Source organism: Leucogemmata humicola, from assembly GCF_055379415.1.
On sequence record NZ_AP040875.1, the window covers coordinates 1127027 to 1144616 of the forward strand.

At 62.9% G+C, this 17590-nt stretch carries 14 protein-coding genes; 4 read left to right on the forward strand and 10 right to left on the reverse strand.

The features are described from left to right. Window positions 1–137: 137 nt before the first annotated feature. Together AC6H4Z_RS04700 and AC6H4Z_RS04705 are read left to right on the forward strand one after the other, a co-directional pair. Window positions 138–1229, forward strand: coding sequence for an OmpA family protein (locus tag AC6H4Z_RS04700; RefSeq protein ID WP_497545577.1), 1092 nt, complete (start codon window positions 138–140; stop codon window positions 1227–1229). 159 nt (window positions 1230–1388) lie between these two features. Next, window positions 1389–1901: a CHRD domain-containing protein gene (locus AC6H4Z_RS04705; RefSeq protein ID WP_497545578.1), complete on the forward strand. Its 513-nt coding sequence runs from the start codon at window positions 1389–1391 to the stop codon at window positions 1899–1901. A gap of 140 nt (window positions 1902–2041) precedes the next feature. Here AC6H4Z_RS04705 and AC6H4Z_RS04710 read toward each other — a convergent pair whose 3' ends face one another. From AC6H4Z_RS04710 to AC6H4Z_RS04755, 10 genes are all read right to left on the reverse strand, one after another. After that, the gene (locus AC6H4Z_RS04710) at window positions 2042–2890 is read right to left on the reverse strand and encodes a L,D-transpeptidase (protein WP_497545579.1); all 849 of its coding nucleotides are present in this window, start codon (window positions 2888–2890) and stop codon (window positions 2042–2044) included. Window positions 2891–3263: 373 nt separating this feature from the next. Further along, window positions 3264–4091: a putative outer membrane beta-barrel protein gene (locus AC6H4Z_RS04715; protein ID WP_497545580.1), complete on the reverse strand. Its 828-nt coding sequence runs from the start codon at window positions 4089–4091 to the stop codon at window positions 3264–3266. Window positions 4092–4417: 326 nt separating this feature from the next. Beyond that, entirely contained in the window at window positions 4418–5272 is an 855-nt protein-coding gene (locus tag AC6H4Z_RS04720) for an outer membrane protein (protein ID WP_497545581.1), read from the reverse strand. A 540-nt stretch (window positions 5273–5812) separates the two neighbouring features. Beyond that, complete coding sequence (locus tag AC6H4Z_RS04725; RefSeq protein WP_497545582.1) at window positions 5813–6769, reverse strand: hypothetical protein; 957 nt, start codon at window positions 6767–6769, stop codon at window positions 5813–5815. Between the two features lie 352 nt (window positions 6770–7121). Next, entirely contained in the window at window positions 7122–8459 is a 1338-nt protein-coding gene (locus AC6H4Z_RS04730) for a sensor histidine kinase (protein WP_497547016.1), read from the reverse strand. Between the two features lie 37 nt (window positions 8460–8496). Continuing rightward, on the reverse strand, window positions 8497–9864 hold the full coding sequence (locus AC6H4Z_RS04735; protein WP_497545583.1) for a sigma-54-dependent transcriptional regulator: 1368 nt from the start codon (window positions 9862–9864) through the stop codon (window positions 8497–8499). Window positions 9865–9946: 82 nt separating this feature from the next. Further along, window positions 9947–12400, reverse strand: coding sequence for an ABC transporter permease (locus AC6H4Z_RS04740; RefSeq protein ID WP_497545584.1), 2454 nt, complete (start codon window positions 12398–12400; stop codon window positions 9947–9949). 249 nt (window positions 12401–12649) lie between these two features. Then, window positions 12650–13324: an ABC transporter ATP-binding protein gene (locus tag AC6H4Z_RS04745; protein ID WP_497547017.1), complete on the reverse strand. Its 675-nt coding sequence runs from the start codon at window positions 13322–13324 to the stop codon at window positions 12650–12652. Window positions 13325–13501: 177 nt separating this feature from the next. Further along, on the reverse strand, window positions 13502–14254 hold the full coding sequence (locus AC6H4Z_RS04750; protein WP_497545585.1) for an ABC transporter ATP-binding protein: 753 nt from the start codon (window positions 14252–14254) through the stop codon (window positions 13502–13504). A gap of 40 nt (window positions 14255–14294) precedes the next feature. Then, entirely contained in the window at window positions 14295–15551 is a 1257-nt protein-coding gene (locus AC6H4Z_RS04755) for an efflux RND transporter periplasmic adaptor subunit (RefSeq protein WP_497545586.1), read from the reverse strand. A gap of 322 nt (window positions 15552–15873) precedes the next feature. Here AC6H4Z_RS04755 and AC6H4Z_RS04760 point away from each other — a divergent pair, with 322 nt between their 5' ends. Then, window positions 15874–16413 carry a hypothetical protein gene (locus AC6H4Z_RS04760; RefSeq protein ID WP_497545587.1) on the forward strand — a complete coding sequence of 180 codons (540 nt, stop codon included), beginning with the start codon at window positions 15874–15876 and terminating at the stop codon, window positions 16411–16413. Beyond that, window positions 16410–17558, forward strand: coding sequence for a CapA family protein (locus tag AC6H4Z_RS04765; protein ID WP_497545588.1), 1149 nt, complete (start codon window positions 16410–16412; stop codon window positions 17556–17558). Before AC6H4Z_RS04760 ends, AC6H4Z_RS04765 begins: the two co-directional genes overlap by 4 nt. The last annotated feature ends 32 nt before the right edge of the window (window positions 17559–17590 follow it).

The window sequence follows — 17590 nt, forward strand, 5'->3', positions numbered from 1 at the left end:
GCGCAAGTACATTAACCTACAAGCGTGCTCTGGCGTTGACTCGCGCGCGCGTCATTCGACAAAAGGTCGCATTCGGGCCGCGCGCCCGGTTGCAGAGCCTGTCATCTTTGTCACATCACCTTTTGACCGGAGATTCGATGCATCGACAGCGTCTGTTGATCGCCGGACTCGTGTCATTGTCGGCCGCCGCGCCACTTGTTGCGCAGAGCGCCGGGAATGTCGAGCTCGGAGGGTTTGGGCAGTTCACACGCGCAGATGGCGCGTGGCAAGTGAAGAACGGATTCGGACTTGGTGGACGCGCTGGCGTCTTCCTCACTTCGCGAGTGGCTCTGGAGGCCGACGCGAGCTTTTCAACGTTTGATAACAAGGCGTCGCGTGGCTCCGGTACGTCTGATCAACAGACGTTTGCCGGACGCATCGCGTACAACCTGCCGTTCGGCATGGGCGGGCGTACGCATCAGTTCCTGCTCGAGCCTGGTGTTGGAGCGCAGCGCTTCAACGGACACTCTGACTTCTCGTTCAGCCCGGGTGCCGGCCTTCGCTTCATGCTCAACGATGCGCTCGCGCTTCGTTTCGACGGGCTCGTCGAGTACGTAGAGAATCCAACGGCTGCAACGTTCGGCTTTCCTCCGACCCCGGGTGTGAACTCGGAAGCAGCTCGTTCGACGAACCTCGAGTTCCGCGCCGGTATCAGCTTCCTCCTCGGAAACAAGAAGGCCGCTCCGCCGCCGCCGCCACCGCCGCCGCGCACTGAAGCTCCGCCGCCGCGTCGTGAAACGCCGCCGCCACCGCCGCCGCGTCAGGAACCGCCGCCGCCGGACCGCAGCGGAATCATTCGCGATTCGCTCGCGAAGGTTGATGCCGCGCGTACGGCGTTGCTCGCCAAGGTGATGTTCGACTTCGATCGTTCGGAGCTGCGCGATGACCAGCGCGCGATTCTCGATTCGAAGATCCCGGTGCTGCGTGCCAACCCGGGCGTTCGCATTCGCATCGAAGGCAACGCCGACGAGCGTGGGTCTGACGAGTACAACATGGCCCTCGGCATGCGCCGCGCGCAGGTTGCTCGCAAGTACCTCGTCGATCACGGCATCGACGCCGCGCGCATCGACATCTCGAGCAACGGTGAAGAGAAGGGCGTTTGCCAGGAGCACAACGAAGCTTGCTGGGCTCAGAACCGTCGCGACGAGTTCGTGATCGTCGCCGGTGGCAGCACGCTGATCGCGCCGTAAGTCGCGAGAGGTGAGCGAAAGGGGGGAGAGAGCGGATCACGCTCTCTCCCCTTTTTGCATTCGGAACTCTGGGCCGAAGCCTGGGATTGGTCGCGCACGGTAGGGTCGCCCGGTGTTCGCGGCGGCCACCGCATCGACTTCCCACGGAGAAAGCCCACGATGCAGAAACGCATTGCAGTACTCTCGATTGCCGCAGCCATCGTCGGCTTGACGGCCTGCGGTAGCGACAAGACGACGGCGCCCGTCGTTTCGAAGATCGTCACGTTCAAGGCAACGATGGTCGGAACTAACGAAGTGCCCGCCAACGCCTCGACGGGCTCAGGTACGTTTGTCGCGACGCTCGACACGTCGACGAACGTGTTCACCTACGACGTCACCTTCACCGGCCTCACGACGAATGTGACCCTCGGTCATGTTCACGCGCCTGCCGCCGCCGGCGTCAACGCCAGCCCGGCGATCAACTTCCAAAGCCTAGCGGGCGCGACGTTCACGACCGGCGTGACAGCGGGAACGGCCCACGGCTCGGTCGTGCTCACGGCCGCGACGGCGATCACCAACGCGATCAATGGGGATTCTCTCAAGAAGCTTCTGTTTGCCGGGCTGACGTATGCGAACATTCATACGACGCAGAACACCGGCGGCGAAATTCGCGGTCAGATCACGAAACAGTAAAGCCACCTGACGCACTCATGACGCTACTTCGCTAAACTATCGGCGCAGGCCGAGCGGAGCGGGCGTCCGCGAGCGGAGCGGCCCCGAAAAGAAGAACCCCCGTGCGGCGAAGCACGGGGGTTCTTTGATTTTCGGCGCCGTTAGTAGATGTATACCTTCGTCCCAACGGGCACGTGGTCGTATAGCCACTCGATGTCCTCGTCGCGCAGGCGCACGCATCCGTGCGTCGCGGCCATGCCGATCGATTCCTTGTACGGCGTGCCGTGCAGGAGGAAGCCGTCGCCCATGTTCAGACGATACTTGCCGAGCTCGCCCTCGACCTTGCGGTTCTTGGTGCCCATTGGCGGCACGTAGAGCGTTTTGTCGAACACGATGTGCTCATCGGTCGGCATTGCGTCGAACTGACCGTCTTCGATCACGCCAACGACGCCGTCGCGAACCGTGAGGATGCGGCCGTCATCGAGCTTGATCGGCTTGCCCGGATAGATGTGCCCGAGGCGAAGGCCGTTTTCAACGGCGGTCTCGGCGTACAGCCACTCGGGCGGCTGCCAGATCGGGTCGGATTCTTTGCTGAGCACCGTGCGGACACCGCGCGGTGTTTCGAACTTCCACTCGGAATTACCGTACTCGAGCGTGGTGCCCTTGGCGACCGCGGCCGGCGCGCTCAGGACCGTGTCGGCCCCGATGATCGCCCACAGGTGTCGGTCTTTGAGAGACACGACGAGCCTGAATCCGTCGCTGCGAGCGGCGGTGGCGCGGCTGCGTTCCCACGAGAGGCTGTCCGCTCGTGATTTGAAGCGATATTCGACACGGCTATTGTCGTCTGAATCGGCGGCTGCCTCTGGGCTAGCGGCCGAGACACCGTATCGCGAGTTGAGATCGCTCTGCCCGGCGCGTGAACGCTGAGCGTCGGCGTGTGATGGCGCGGCGAGAATCGTCGCCGCCGCTCCGATCGTTCCGAGAAGTTGGTTGAGGTGAATGCTGCGCATGATCGGCTGTAGCTGGAGAGCGCTGGGATGACCGTCGTTTGAGCGCTGTACCCGGTTCATACGCCAAAACCGTTCCACGCGCTCCACTGTCGTGTGCGCGGGGATCGGCTGAACGTTCGGCACTCCGCGTTCGGAGTGTCTGGAAGGGTCGTTGCTTCGTCGACTCATGGCTCTCATACCGCCTCGACGAGGACCGGTCCGCGGTGCGATCAGTGGCAGATGGCATGCCGCTCGTCGCACGATCGCGCGAATCCTCGACGCGAAAATGGCGTTCCTGCGGAACGCGACTCTCGTAACGTGCACCAAGGACCACAAAAAAGGCAGGCCGGAGAACTCCGGCCTGCCCTTGACGACTTGCTACGGTCCAGTCGGTCTAGAACCAGCTGATTCCGACGACGAGCGGAACGTGCGAGATGTTCGTGTTCACGCCGTTGAAGCGGGTAAAGCGGGACTCGACGAAGATGTTCGTGATGCCCCAGCCCATTTCAACACCGCCGCCTGCGTTCCAGCCCCAACCGCTGTGCCAATCGCTGTCGACGGTGAGGAACTGACCGTTCACCGTGCCGCCATCGCCGATCGTCAGCACGCCGTGATCGTTCTCGAGAATGTTCTTGAAGTGATTCCATGAACCGCCGGCGATGCCGTAGAACTGAACGCGCTTCGCAAACGGGGTGATCGCCGGAACGCGAATCTTGGCATCCAGGCCGACCGTGAAGACCTTGGCGTCATCGAGGAAGCTGTTCGCAAAGCTGTGCGGCGAGTACTGGCTGTAGCCAATGTTCGCGCGCCCACCGAGCCAGCTGCCGACCGGATCGACGCCGAGCAGTCCTTCGACTCTCCAACCCGGATGATCAGAATTGTTGAAATCCGCGGCAGGCATCGCCGTTCCAGCAGCCACGCCGAGGTACAAACCACCGATCTGCCGCAGACGCGGAATCGGCGGAATCACCGTGTCGACGCGGGTGATCGTGTTCGTCTTGATGATCGTGTCTGTCTTGCCGGGCATCATCAGCGTATCGGTGCGATAGACCGTCACCGAGTCAACGCGAACCTGTACTTCGCCCGGTGCCTCTTTCGTGACCGGAATGCGCCGTGTCGACGTGGGGCGACGCGTGCGCGTGGTGTCTTGCGCGGATGCTGCAGACGCGTCGAGAGCGAAGATCGCCGCGCCAGCAACGAACAGCAGAGCATTTTTCAACATGGGTCTCCTCCCTCAACGTCGTCCCATCATCACGCCCCCGAGGACGACTACCGGGCGAGGATACTCGAATGCGGTCCTTCGAGGTCCCCGGTCGACGCAAATCGTCGCGGCACCGCGGACGGAGCAAAGCAGAGTTCGTGCCGTGCTTGCGCGCGGTGTGACGAAGTGTGGCGATTTAGTTCCTGTTCATATTTTTCAGCGAGCCATGCAGAGAACACTGAACAAACGACGAAGGCAGCCCGGGCCGAAGCGCGGGCTGCCTAAGTAGGGGTCCTGCAGTTGATGGTGCGATACTAGTCGTGCGATACCAACTCGTGGTGCAAGGGCTAGTACCAGTTCATGCCGAAGACAACGGGGATCTGGCGAGCCATTGGCGCGTTGGTCGGGTTGAAGGCAAGCACACGGGACTCGACGAACAGCTCGCTATGACCGAAGGCCATCGAAGCACCGCCGCCAGCATTCCAGCCGCTCGTGTTGTGCCACGTCGACTCACCGGGGACGAAGACTGCGACGTTCTCGTTGCCATCAGGCGAATCGACGCGCATCGGAAGGTTCTTGTACATGGTGTAGGTGTAGCCACCGATGCCGTAGAGCGAGAAGCGATGCGACGCGCCGAGCAGGTGATTGATGAACGGGAGCTGGAGCTTCGCGTCAGCACTCAGGTTTGCAAGCTTGGTCTGACCCTGAAGATTCGAGAAGCGCGAATCCTGTCCAGGCATCGTGCCGTTCGCATCGAGACGAACACCGAACACCTGCTTCGCGTTCTGCCAACCGAGTTGCGCCTGCACCGTGCCACCCGCGCTATTCGGCGTGTACAACGCACCTGCTGGTGAGCTGAATCCCGCGGCCAAACCGGCGTAGAAACCATTCGGCAAACGAATCGGCGGCGGCGTCGGAATCACCGTGTCGACGCGTGTGACGGTGTTCGTCAGTCGCAGCGTGTCGACGATGCGCGTGGTGAATTGCAGCGTGTCCGTCTTGTAGACGGTGACCGTGTCCGTGCGCACGACTTCACCCGGTGCTTCCTTCGTGACCGGAGCATCCTTGGAAATCGGGATGCGGCGATCGGAGACCGGCCGGACCTTGCTCGTGTCCTGTGCTGCGGCCGCGGTGGCGCCAAGGGCGAGGATCGCCGTTGCGCCAATCATTGTCTGTGCCGAGAAACGGAATGTCATAATCACGAACTCTCCCTTTAAACCTCGTTTGCCCCCGTGGGCGACACCGGGCGATGGGGGCTTGTAGTGCTGGCCCGCCGGACGACCTGATCTTCGTCGCGGCACCGCACTGAGCTAAAGCACGCACCGTGCCGCGGCGACGGTAAACGCGACAAAGCTCGGTAGCGAGACTCGTGGGTCCGCTTCCGGGCGAGAGTTCCAAGTGGCGCGTTGTTTGTGGCGTCGCGCCTTTCCGCCTCGTGTCTTTGCTACGTCGTTCGTGTGCTACTTCGTTCGTTCGCTACGTCGGTCGTGCGTTACATCGTCCGTGCGCTACTTCGATTCCTTCATCGCTGCACCCACCGACCACGGATAGCCCGTCGTTCAACCAACCCTTTGCGATCTTCCGCATCGGCACCTCGCGGCTCGTGCCGCAGCCGCGAGGTGGGGCTGTCCGTGATCGACTTCACAAGATCATGAGTGCGAGTCCATCACAATTCTCGCAAGTGGAGCAGTACCTACAGGAGCTAGTGTCGTACGTGGTGCCTACAGCCTAGTGCCTGAGGTCTAGTACCAGTTCATGCCGAAGACGACCGGAACCTGACGGGCCATCGGGGCATTGCTCGGGTTGAAGCCAAGGACGCGCGCTTCGAGGAACAGTTCCGAATGTCCCCACAGCATCGACACGCCGCCGCCAGCATTCCAACCACCCTTGCTGTGCCAGTTGTCGTCGCCTGGGACGAAGAACGCGATGTTGTTCAGATTCGTGTTGTTGACGATGAGCGGGTTGTTGCGATCGATGACCGTGACGGTGTTGCCATTGATGACCGTGACGCTATCGAAACCACTCGGCGAATCAATGCGCAGCGGCAGGTTGTGGTACGTCGTGTACGTAAAGCCACCGATGCCATAGATCGCGAAACGATGGAAGGGTCCACGCGTGTACGAGGTCTTCGGCTCGCACGGATCATCCTTCGTGTACATCTTGGTGCCACCAAAATTGAATGGCCACTGGAGCTTGCCGTCGAGGCTGAAGTTCCACAACGTCGCCTGACCCTGGAACGCCGAGAAGCGCGAATCCTGTCCCGGCCATGCGCCGTTCACGTCGAAGCGTGCGCCGAGCGCCTGCTTCGCGTTCTGCCAGCCCAACTGCAGCTGACCTGTGCCGCCCGTGCTGTTCGGCGTGTAGAGCGAACCAGACGGCGTGCTGAAGCCGCCCGCCAGACCACCGTAGAAACCCTTCGGATAGCTGTACTTGGGCAGACGCGGAATCACCGTGTCCACTCGCGTACGAGTCATGCGAACGGTATCGACCACACGCGTCGTCAACTGCAGCGTGTCCGTGCGATAGATCATCACGGTGTCGGTGCGCACGACTTCGCCTGGAGCTTCCTTCGAAATCGGAATCCGTCGATCCGAACGCGGCTTGGTCTTGCTGGTGTCCTGTGCAGAAACCACGGCCGCGCCGACGACGAGCATGGCCGTGGCGCCGAAGAGGGTCTTTGGTGTGAAACGGAATGTCATAAACTCTCCCTGTGAAGTCATCCTCGCCTTGCCCCCGCGGACGACAACCGGGCGAAGGCTCAGCATGCTGCTGACCCTCCGGACGACGTACCTCGTCGCGGCGATGACGTGCGGGGCAGACGGTGTGCCGGGAGACGCGCCGACACCGGAAAGCATGATAGGCTGTTGGGGAGACGAACCGAAGCAAAACGGCAACCTGATGCACGCGTCACGGCGTCAACGCAACGTGCTGAGGAATTCAATCAGGCGCTAACTACTAGAATAGAGGCGAGAGAAAACGCGAATGAGTAAATGATAAAACAGAGCGCTCGCGCGTCACGCCGCCCGCCTCGCGCCGTACGCCTCCCGCGCCCTACTCCTCCACCGTCAACCGCAACGTCGCAATCCCTCCGCGACGGTCGGCGCGATTCTCCAACGACAACGATCCGCCATGCGCCTCGGCGATCTGACGGCACAGCACCAACCCGATGCCCGAACCCTGCGGCTTCGTCGTAAAAAACGGCACGAAAAGATTTGCGCTGTTCGCGATCCCAGGTCCTTCATCTTCGACCATCAGCGCAACGGAACCGTTCTGTCGCTGCCACCGAAGCCGCACGGCGCCGCTCGTCTCGAGCGACGCGTCCACAGCATTGCGCACCAGATTGATCAGCAGCTGATCGAGCTGGTCACCGTCAGCGCGAACAGTCGTCACCGGGCCCGGCTCGACACGGACCGGCATACGCGTTTCGAGCGCCGCCACGCGGTGCACCCACGTGCCCACATCGAGCGGCACACGATTGGGCGCCGGCAGCCGCGCGAGTCGCGCGTACGCCGACATGAAGCGCACCAACGCCTCAGACCGCCCACCGATCACGGTCAACCCTCGACGCAGATCGTCGTCCGCATCCGATGGACGTGGTTCGCGATCGATCAGTGCGGTGAGGCTGCCGGTAATCGACTTGATCGGCGCGAGCGAGTTGTTGATCTCATGGCTCAGCACGCGAACGAGACGTTGCCACGCTTGCAGCTCCTCCTCACGTAGGGTCTTGCTGACGTCAGCAAGCACCAGGAGCGTGTGTCGCCGCCCGTCCTGACGGAATGGTCCACGCCGAACTTCCCATCGCCCAGCGCCGCCAGCAAACGTCACGTCCATCGTTCGTGGCGACGGACCCTGCAGCGAATCGGCAAGCCCCACCTGATCCGCCGTACGTCCGAGCAACCGTTCAGCCGGCTGACCGAGCAAACGTTCGCCGGCGCGATTCACCAGTCGCACGCGATCATCTTCATCGAAGGCGAATACGGCGACGTCGATCTCTGCCATGACCGTGCGCAGCAGGGCCGTCGCTTCCATGGCGCCCAGCCGCTGCGTCCGCAGCGTTTCACCGAGCAGATTCGATTCGAGAAAGGCGAGGCCGAGCGCGTCGTCGCGATCTGCACCACGGGCGCGAATGGAATAGTCGCCCTCGCGAAGCGCAGCCAGCATGTTCGATAGCGTCTGCAACGGCCGCACGACGCGCTCACGAAGGATGAACGCCGTGACCAACCACGCGCCGATCACGACGAGTCCAAGCGTCCATTGTACCTTGCCGCTGTAGCCGCCGCGCCAGAGCAGAACCATCGACACGACCACGGCGGGCAGACCCGCCAGCAGCGTCAGGCGAAAGACGAGTCGTTCGTGATTCGGAACGCGTGGCACACGCGGAGCGCGCATCTCGCCGCGAGGCGGCGTGAGAGGACGCGCGTCGCGGTCAGAGTCCATAGGACGCGATGCGCCGATAGAGCGCGCTCCGCGACAGACCGAGCGCCTGCGCCGCTCGGCTCACATTCCCGTCGTAGCGGGAGAGTGCTTTCTGGATGAGAAGTTTCTCAACGCCCTCGAGTGGCAGATCTTCCATTCGCGGCGCGGCGCTCGACACTGCGCGAAGTCCGAGATCCGCCGGACGTACCTGATCGCCCTGCGCGAGCAGCACGGCACGTTCAACAGCGTGGTCCAGTTCGCGAATGTTGCCCGGCCACGGATGCGCGAGGAGCAACTGCATGGCGGCCGCGTCGAAGCCACTGAGGTTCTTTCGATACCTCACGGCGTGGCGACGCAAAAAGTGCGAGGCCAGCACCGGAATGTCCTCGCGCCTATCACGTAGCGCCGGCAGGTGGATCTCGATCGTGTTCAAGCGAAAGAGCAGGTCTTCACGAAACCGCCCCTCACCGACTTCCTGCTGCAGGTTGGCGTTCGTCGCTGAGATCACACGCACGTCGACGTGCCGAGCCTTGGACGATCCGACGCGCTCGACGTCGCCGGTCTGAAGCACGCGAAGGAGCTTGGATTGCAGCGCCAGCGGCACCGTGCCGATCTCGTCGAGAAAGAGAGTGCCTGCGTCCGCCAATTCGAACCGGCCGACGCGATCCGTCTTCGCGTCGGTGAACGATCCCTTCACGTGACCGAATAGCTCGCTCTCGAACAATCCTTCGGAGAGGCCACCCATATTCACGGCGATGAACGATCGAACGTTTCTCGGTGAAGACGCGTGCAGCCACTGTGCGACGAGTTCCTTGCCCGTGCCGTGCTCACCGGTGATGAGCACATTGGCGTCGGACGGGCCCACGCGCTCCATGAGCTGCAGAATCGGCTTCATCTTCGGCGACTCGGCGATCATCTGAGGCAGATGATCGCGGCGCAGGAGCTTGTTCTCCGTTTCCAGTCGTTGCGTGCGACGAAGCGCGCGGCCGAGCTCGACCTGGGTTGCCAGAATGGAAACGAGACGCGTGTTATCCCACGGCTTTTCGACGTAGTCGCGCGCGCCGCGACGCATCGCCTCGACGGCGTTGTCGATGGTGCCCCACGCCGTCATCACGACGACGGGCAGGTTTGGTTCGAGCGTCTGCAGCGTGAGCAGCAGGTCGAGCCCTTCTTTGCCGGACGTCGTGTCGCGCGTGTAGTTCATGTCCAGCAGCATCGCATCGTAGTCGCGTCGCTCGAGTGCGGCGAGCGCGGCGGCAGGCGAGTTGACGGTGTCGACGTCGAAGCCATTGCCCTTCAGCAGTAGCCGAAGTGCTTCGAGTACGTCCGCCTGATCGTCGGCGACGAGAATGTGTGGCTGGTTGTTGTCGGCTTTCATCGATGAGAAAGCTACGCCTTTACAGGGTCGAGGATAGTTGGCCCGAGGGCTCTGGGCTTCAAACCTCGAACCGTCTTCCTGGCTATTCAGTGCGTAGCGCGACCATCGGATTCACGCGCGCGGCACGACGAGCAGGGATCCAACTCGCGGCGGTTGCCGCGATCGCGAGCACGCACGCGCCGGCGGCGAAGGGAATGGCGTCGCTCACGCGGAGGCCAAGAAACGTCGATGAAAGCAGCTTGGCGACGCCAAGCGATAGCGCGATACCAACGCCAAGTCCGATGACGGCCAGTCGAACGGCTTCGCCGACGAAGAGGCGCAGGATCTGTCCCTGCGCCGCGCCCAGCGCGACGCGTAGTCCGATTTCGCGCGTCCGTTGGTTCACCGTGAACGCCATGACGGCATAGACTCCGATCGTCGCCAGCAGTAGTGCGAGTCCACCAAAGACCGCGAGTAGTGTCGAGCCGAAGCGTGACTCACTACCGCGATCGACGCGATACTTGGCGAGTGTTTGGACATCGAACACAGGCAAGTCTCGATCGAGCTCGCGAATGATTCGCCGCAGTTCTGGCGCGAGTTGCGTTGCGTCCGTTGTTCGGCGCACGAGGATTGTGAGATCCATCGTGCGTGGGCGCTGCGCCTGCGGCACGTAAATGACCGGGCGATGCCGCTCTGAGAGACCCATCGTCAGCGCTTCACGCGCGACGCCGACGACGGTCAAAAACGGACCGTTCGCGCCGTTCGTGCTCACACGCTTCCCGATCGCGTCGCCGTCGGGCCACGCTGCGCGCGAAAAATCTTCGCTGACGATCGTGACAGGATCCGATCCCGCGCGGTCATCGCTAGCGAAATCTCGCCCGCGCGCCAATGGAACCCCGATCGCCCGGAAGTAGTTCGGGCGAATCGCGCTCTCGTAGGCCTCCCGTCCGCGCTGTTCCCCGAGTCGCTGCGTTGCAGTCGGGTCGTTCTCGATCGTGATGAAACCGCTGATGTGGCGCTCGCCCATCGGGACTTGGTTTGTGAACGTGACGGCTTCAACGCCAGGCAGCGCCGCCGCGCGGTCGCGCAGCTGATCGACGAATGTGCTCGCGCGTTCCGGGGAATAGCCTTGCACGCCGAGATCGAACGACGCGGCGAGGACTCGATCGGTCGCGTCGAAATGCACGTCGACGCGACTCGCTTTGTACAACGCGCCGAGGAACATGCCGGCAGTGATCAGGAGGACGAGGCTCAGCGAGATTTGCGCGACAACGAACCCACGCTGCAGGCGAGCGCGCGTACGGTCGAAGCCGACGGTCGCACCCTTGAGCGCGGCAGTCACGTCGCCGCGCGTCGCATGCAGTGCTGGCACGACGCCGAACCCGATGCCGGTAAGACCGGCGGCCGATGCGGTGAACCAGAGCACGCGCGCGTTCATCGATAGGTCGATCGGACCAGGAATGATCGACGCGACCACGTCCGTGGCCCACGTCGCTATGACGAACCCGAGTAAACTGCCGAGGCCGGCCAACAAGACGCTCTCGGTCAGGAGCTGTCGCACGATGCGCCGCCGTGCGGCGCCTAGGGATAGTCGAACGGCGATCTCGCGTCGACGCGCAACGGCACGACCCAACAGCAGGTTGCTGACGTTGGCGCAGGCGATGAGAAGGACCAGCAGGGTAACTGCCGCGGCAAGCGTCGCGACGCTGTATATGTCACGGCCCTGGCTCGGACCGAGCCCGCTGTGGACGGCGGTGACGCGTGCGGTCACGTCGCCATGTTCAGCCGAATCCGCCAGTGCCGTGCGCGCGGCAATCGTGGCGACCGCGGTATTCGCTCGTTCTAGCGAGACGCCCGGTGCGAGTCGTGCCACACCTTCGAGCCACCATTCGGTGCGACTCGTGAGCAAGCTGTCGAAACCGGGCAGCGCGGTTCCCGCGAGCGAGATTGGCACCCAGACGTCGCGTCGCTCGGAATGGTCAGGGCCATTGAAGCGTTCCGGAGTGACGCCGACGATCGTAAACGGTCGTCCGTCGACGACGAGTCGTGCGCCAACGGCAGTCTGTGCGCCACCGAATCGCTCCTGCCAAAGGTGGTAGCTGATGACGGCAACCGGATTCTGGACGCCCACCCGATCGTCGTCGGCAACGAAGCCTCGTCCGAGCGCCATCCGCACTTGGAGAGTGCGGAAGTAATCGGCGCTTGCGAGAGCGCCACGCACGCGGATCGGCTCGCCGCTCGACGAGATCGAGAATTCCGCTCGCCCGTACGCGGCGGCCGAGGCGAACACTTTCGTCGAGTCGCGGTAATCGCGGAAATCGGGATAAGACATCTCGAGCGCCCGTCCGCCTCGGATGCTGAACGGCGTGACCCAGACGAGACCTTCAGGTGATCCGATCTCCGGCAGCGGCTGCGCGAGAATCGCATTGGCGAGCGAGAAGAGTGCGGTGTTCGCGCCAATCCCGATTGCCAATGTGAGTGCGGCGACTAGCGTGAACCCGGGCGCGCGCGCGAGCTGTCGCACGGCGTATCGCAGGTCCTGGCGGAGATGATCCATGGGGCGGTGGGGCGCGGGGAGGGAGAGAATAGGTGCGTCGGTCTTAAGGAAGACGCGTGCCTCGTTGCCGTAACCGTAAGTGTTTGCGCTGCAGCATGTTCACGCGGAGTGCAGCACCGGCTGCCGCTCGCCTATGGCCGAACGTGGGACCATCCGTCCCACATCCGCACAACTGCGAGTCGAACAAGCAAAAGGGCCGCGCATTTGCGCGGCCCGTCATCCGAATCTCTAGCAGCTAGCACCTAGCACCTATTCCGTAATCCAGCCGTCCTTCAGCTCGATGATCCGGTTGCCGAACTTCGCGTTCTCTTCCGAGTGCGTTACCTGAATGATCGTCGTGCCTTGGGTGTTCAACTTCTTGAACAGCTCCATGATCTCGCGGCCCTGACTCGAGTGCAGGTTGCCCGTGGGCTCGTCGGCGAGAATCAGCTTTGGCTTGGCAATGACCGCTCTGGCGACACCGACCAGCTGTTGTTGGCCGCCGGAAAGCTGTCGGGGATAGAGATCCTTCTTGCCGACCATCCCGAATCGATCGAGCGTGTCGGCCACGATCGCCTCGCGCTCTGACTTCTTCACGTTTCGGTACGACAGCGGAATGTCGAGATTCTCCGCCACCGTAAGATCGTCGATCAGGTGGTACTGCTGGAAGACGAACCCGATGTGCTCCTTGTTCAGGGCAACGCGCTGCTTGTGCGACATTGCGTGCACCGGGTGGCCGACGAAGTAGAACTCGCCCGTCCACACGCTGTCGAGCATGCCAAGGATGGCGAGGAGCGTCGACTTGCCGGCGCCCGACGGACCCATGATCGAAACGAATTCACCCGGCTGGATGTCGCCACTGATGCGACGTAGCACGAACGACCGGCCGGCTGCCGTTTCGAACACTTTCTCGATGTTGCGCATCGAGATGAGCGGCCCGACGATCGGCGCCGGGACGGCGTCGCGAAGCGGCGGCTTGGGTTGCGCGGAAAAGAATGACATAGGTGACTCTCAAGGTAACGGCGCGTGGCCGCCCCGGTTACTGGCGGGACGCGGGACACGTAGAAAACGAAGCGGGAAGCGTGCGTACGCTTCCCGCTTCCTCACTTCCCTCGACCAGCCTTAGACCGAGGCCTTTTCGGCGCGGCGCTCTTCCACGACACGGCCGTCGAAGAGATGGATCGAACGATCGGCGTGTGCGGCGTAGCGCGGATCGTGCGTGACCATGCAGATCGTGGCACCACCGCGGTGCAGCTCGCGGAGTAGTTCCATTACGGCTTCGCCGTTCGTCGAATCGAGGTTACCCGTCGGTTCGTCAGCGAGGAGGATCAGCGGATCGCCAGCGACTGCGCGAGCCACTGCGACACGCTGCTGCTGACCGCCGGAGAGCTGCGCAGGATAGTGCTTCATGCGGTGGCTCATGCCCACGCGCTCGAGCGCATCGGTGACGCGCTGCTTACGCTCGGCCGCCGACATGCCGCGGTACGTGAGCGGAAGTTCAACGTTCTCGTAAACCGTGAGGTCGCCGATGAGGTTGAACGCCTGGAAGATGAAACCGATCTGACGGTTTCGGATGCGGGCGCGCTGCGACGGCGTGAGCTGCGCGACGGGCTCGCCGGCGAGCGTGTACTCGCCGTCGGACGGCGTGTCGAGCAATCCGAGAATCGACAGAAGCGTCGTCTTGCCGCAGCCAGACGGTCCTTCCATGGCGACATATTCGCCGGGTTGGACTTCAACGTGGATGTCCTGAAGCGCGTGGGTCTCCACCTCGTCGGTGTAGAAGACCTTCTTGATCCCGGACAGTCGGATCAGCGGCTGGTTCCCCGTATTTGCGGAGAATGCAGCCGGCGACGAGGACGTTGACTCGGTGGCCATGGGGGGCTCTGGGCTGGGGTTGGTAACGGGGAAAGACTGACTACTTGATGCGAACGCGATTGGTGGCGTCGAACTGCGACATGTCGGAGATGATCACGCTGTCGCCGACCTGCAGGCCACCCTTTACTTCGATGAGGTTCACTGAGGCGCGGCCGAGTAGGACGTTCACGCGGCTGGCCTCACCCTTGTTCTTCGTGACTTTGAAGATGCCCACCGAGCTTTCTGCCTGACCAAAGCCAGGGCGGCCGATGTACATCACGTCGTTGAGCTTTTCGATCTGAATCGTGCCGTCCACGGCGAGTGCGTCGCGCGTGCCCGGCGGAAGCGGATCGAGAATGGTGACTTCGACCGTGACCGTGCCCTGAACCGATGACGGATCTGTCCGCAGGACGCGGCCTTTCACGATCGTGTTGTTGTGAAGGTCGATCGTGGCCGAGAGTCCGGGCACGACGTCCTTGGCGAGATTTTCTGGTACCCGCAAAACCGCTTTGAGTTTGCCGGGCTGAACAACACGGGCCAGCAGCATGCCCGCGTTGACGTACTGACCGAGCTCGAGCGGCGGGTTGCCGAGCGCCTGAAGCTGACCCGACTCGGGCGACCGCACACGCATTGAAGCGACACGATTCTGCTGATCGGCGAGGATGCGCTTGAGGCCGTCGATCTGCTGTTCGTTCAGCTGGATCTGCGCCTTCTCCGCCTCCTGCATGTCGACGAGGCGCTTCTGTTCGATATCGAGGCGCTGCTTGAACTCGGTGACATTGTCCCGAGCGAGCGCGACGTCATTCGTCGACGACAACTTTCTCATGGCCAGCGAGTCCTGCACCGCAGCCAATCGAACGGAGTTGTTGTACTGCGTGCGAACCGAGGCAACGCTGCCTTCCTGGCTCAGCAGCTGCTGGTGCAGGTTGGTCTTGAGGCTCGCGAGGTTCGCGTAGGCCTGGTTGAGCTGCTGCTGGTCCTGAAGCAGCGTGAGGTTCACGTCGGGGTTATCCATCACCACGAGGACCGTACTCGAAGTCACCGTGACGCCGGGCCGCACTGGCAGCTCTTCGACGCGACCGCTGGTCAGCGCCGTGATGTTGCGAACGTATTCCGGCTCGAGCGTCCCAGGTGCATTGACGTCTCGGCTCATCGACCCGCGTTTGACCGTGTCGAACCAGAGCGTGCCGCGTTCCACCGGTGGTGCGGCGGGCTGCAGTCTCGTGATGAATGCCGATATGACGATAACGCCGAGGACTCCCACGGCTATACCGATATATCTCTTGGTCTTTTTCGGCGGATCGCGCTTGATGTCCACAGTGACGTCTCGTGCGGGGATGGGCGGGGGGCGAGGACCTAGTGACGACGAGGTGCTTTAGGAAGGACCATGCCGAACGCAGTCATCGATTAACGCACGTTGAATCAATGAGTTACGGTGCTTCACGAAGGTCTGATCTCGGAGGGCTTTGCTCGACTGTGGGATTGAGTGTCCCACAATCGAACAGTCCTGACGGGCGCAGCATCCCCGAGGTTTCAGACTCTATGAGACAACGGCAGAGCGAAATAGGTTGACTCGGGGTCAGCCGAAGCCGTGCAGTCAGGCCCCGGGCTCAAAGTTTGTATTCGTACGGGAGGGTTCCATGCGTGCAAACCTGAAAGGCGCCATCGCAGTATTGATGTTCTCGGTCGCCGGAAGTGCGGCGGCCCAAACCGTTCACAAGCCAGCGCCAACGACGGGCGCGGCCGCTCCACGGGCAGTCGCCGTCGCCCCGCCGCCAACGGCCGTCGTCGTTCCCAATAACGGCGTGTTCTACGTTCCGCCCGGTTCATACCTGGCCAACGTTCCAGTCGTCGCGCTGTCCGACGGGCGAGTCTTTGCCGATTTCGGTCGTGGCTTCGAGCAGGTGGTTCGCGGTTGCGGGTCGGGCACTGCCTTCGTCACCAGCGTGCTGCCGGCGCCCGCGCAACCTGCGGTCGTCCAGCCGTCGGTGGTTCAGCCGCCGGTCGTCGTCACGCAACCAGCGCCATACAATCCGCCCATCGCCGGCCAACAGATCGTGTCACAACCCTTGAACAGCATGACTGGAGGGCAGGTGGTCTCCGGCCAATCGGCGATCGTCAACGCCAACGCATGCTGGGCCATGAGCGAGCGCGGGCAGGTGTTCGTATTTCGTCCATGAGAATATGCTCACGGAGCGTGACGCTGGTCGCGCTCCTGAGCGTGCCGGCGCTCGCTGGCGCACAAGCCGATCGTCGAACCGCCGACAGTGCGTCGCATCGACCGCGACCGCTGTCGGCGCCCTTTCGCATCTGTGCCGGCGGCGACGTCACGCTCGGCACCAATCTGGACCAGACGTGGGCGAAGTTCGCTGCCGACACGCTTCGCAAGCGCTTCGGCCTTCGCTCCGATCCAGATAGTCTCGCGCAAACACTCAAGCCGTTCGTGCAGGGCGCCGATGTGCTGCTGCTCAATGTCGAAGGCGCGATCGGCGCCGGACCTGCGCCGCGCAAATGCGGTCCGCGGTCGACGAGCTGCTTTGCCTTTCGCCAGCCGCGCGCGACAGCGGGGGCACTTCGGCGTCTCGTCGACAGCAGCGTCGCGGTCGTAGGCAATATCGCCAACAATCACTCGCGCGATGCCGGCGATGCGGGCCGCGACAGCACAGTCGCGTATCTGCGGGCCGCAGGCATTCGCGTCACTGGCGACGACACACTCGCTACGCCCGTCGCACTCGCCACCGGCGACACCATCGGCGTCCTTGGCTTCTACACCGACACGACTGCTCCTGACGCCCGTGACCTCGCGGCCGTTCGCCGGCACGTCGCGCGCGCCGCGGAGCAGTATGGTGTCGTCGTCGTGACCATGCACCTCGGTGCCGAAGGCGTCGACGCGCAGCGTACACGAAATGCCAGTGAGCGTTTTCTAAAGACGATCAATCGCGGCAATCCAGTCGGCTTTGCTGACGCCGCGTTTCGTGGCGGCGCAACGATCGTGATCGGTCACGGTCCGCATGTCCTTCGCGCCGCCGAGTGGCGTGGCGATCGTCTCGCGCTGTACTCGCTGGGCAATTTGCTGACGTACGGCCCGTTCAAGCTCCGGGAGCCGACGAATCGCGGCGTCGTCGCATGCGCGGCGATCGACTCCGTCCGCCACGTTGCGTCGGCCGAGCTCCGTCCGACGATGCAGCTGTGGCCAGGTGTTCTGCTGCCCGATTCCAGCAAGCGCGCGTGGAAGTTGATCGACTCGCTGAGTGCTCTCGATTTTCCGGCTACCGGAGTGCGTGTCGACTCGATCGGCATTTTAGGAAAGCGAAAACGCCCGTAGCGGACGCAAAAAAGGCGACCGCGAGGTCGCCG

Bases quoted from the DNA above. Each gene is read 5' to 3' on its own strand.
- AC6H4Z_RS04700 (WP_497545577.1), top strand. From the start codon at position 138: ATGCATCGACAGCGTCTGTTGATCGCCGGACTCGTGTCATTGTCGGCC.
- AC6H4Z_RS04705 (WP_497545578.1), top strand. From the start codon at position 1,389: ATGCAGAAACGCATTGCAGTACTCTCGATTGCCGCAGCCATCGTCGGC.
- AC6H4Z_RS04710 (WP_497545579.1), bottom strand. From the start codon at position 2,890: ATGCGCAGCATTCACCTCAACCAACTTCTCGGAACGATCGGAGCGGCG.
- AC6H4Z_RS04715 (WP_497545580.1), bottom strand. From the start codon at position 4,091: ATGTTGAAAAATGCTCTGCTGTTCGTTGCTGGCGCGGCGATCTTCGCT.
- AC6H4Z_RS04725 (WP_497545582.1), bottom strand. From the start codon at position 6,769: ATGACATTCCGTTTCACACCAAAGACCCTCTTCGGCGCCACGGCCATG.
- AC6H4Z_RS04730 (WP_497547016.1), bottom strand. From the start codon at position 8,459: ATGCGCGCTCCGCGTGTGCCACGCGTTCCGAATCACGAACGACTCGTC.
- AC6H4Z_RS04735 (WP_497545583.1), bottom strand. From the start codon at position 9,864: ATGAAAGCCGACAACAACCAGCCACACATTCTCGTCGCCGACGATCAG.
- AC6H4Z_RS04740 (WP_497545584.1), bottom strand. From the start codon at position 12,400: ATGGATCATCTCCGCCAGGACCTGCGATACGCCGTGCGACAGCTCGCG.
- AC6H4Z_RS04750 (WP_497545585.1), bottom strand. From the start codon at position 14,254: ATGGCCACCGAGTCAACGTCCTCGTCGCCGGCTGCATTCTCCGCAAAT.
- AC6H4Z_RS04760 (WP_497545587.1), top strand. From the start codon at position 15,874: ATGCGTGCAAACCTGAAAGGCGCCATCGCAGTATTGATGTTCTCGGTC.
- AC6H4Z_RS04765 (WP_497545588.1), top strand. From the start codon at position 16,410: ATGAGAATATGCTCACGGAGCGTGACGCTGGTCGCGCTCCTGAGCGTG.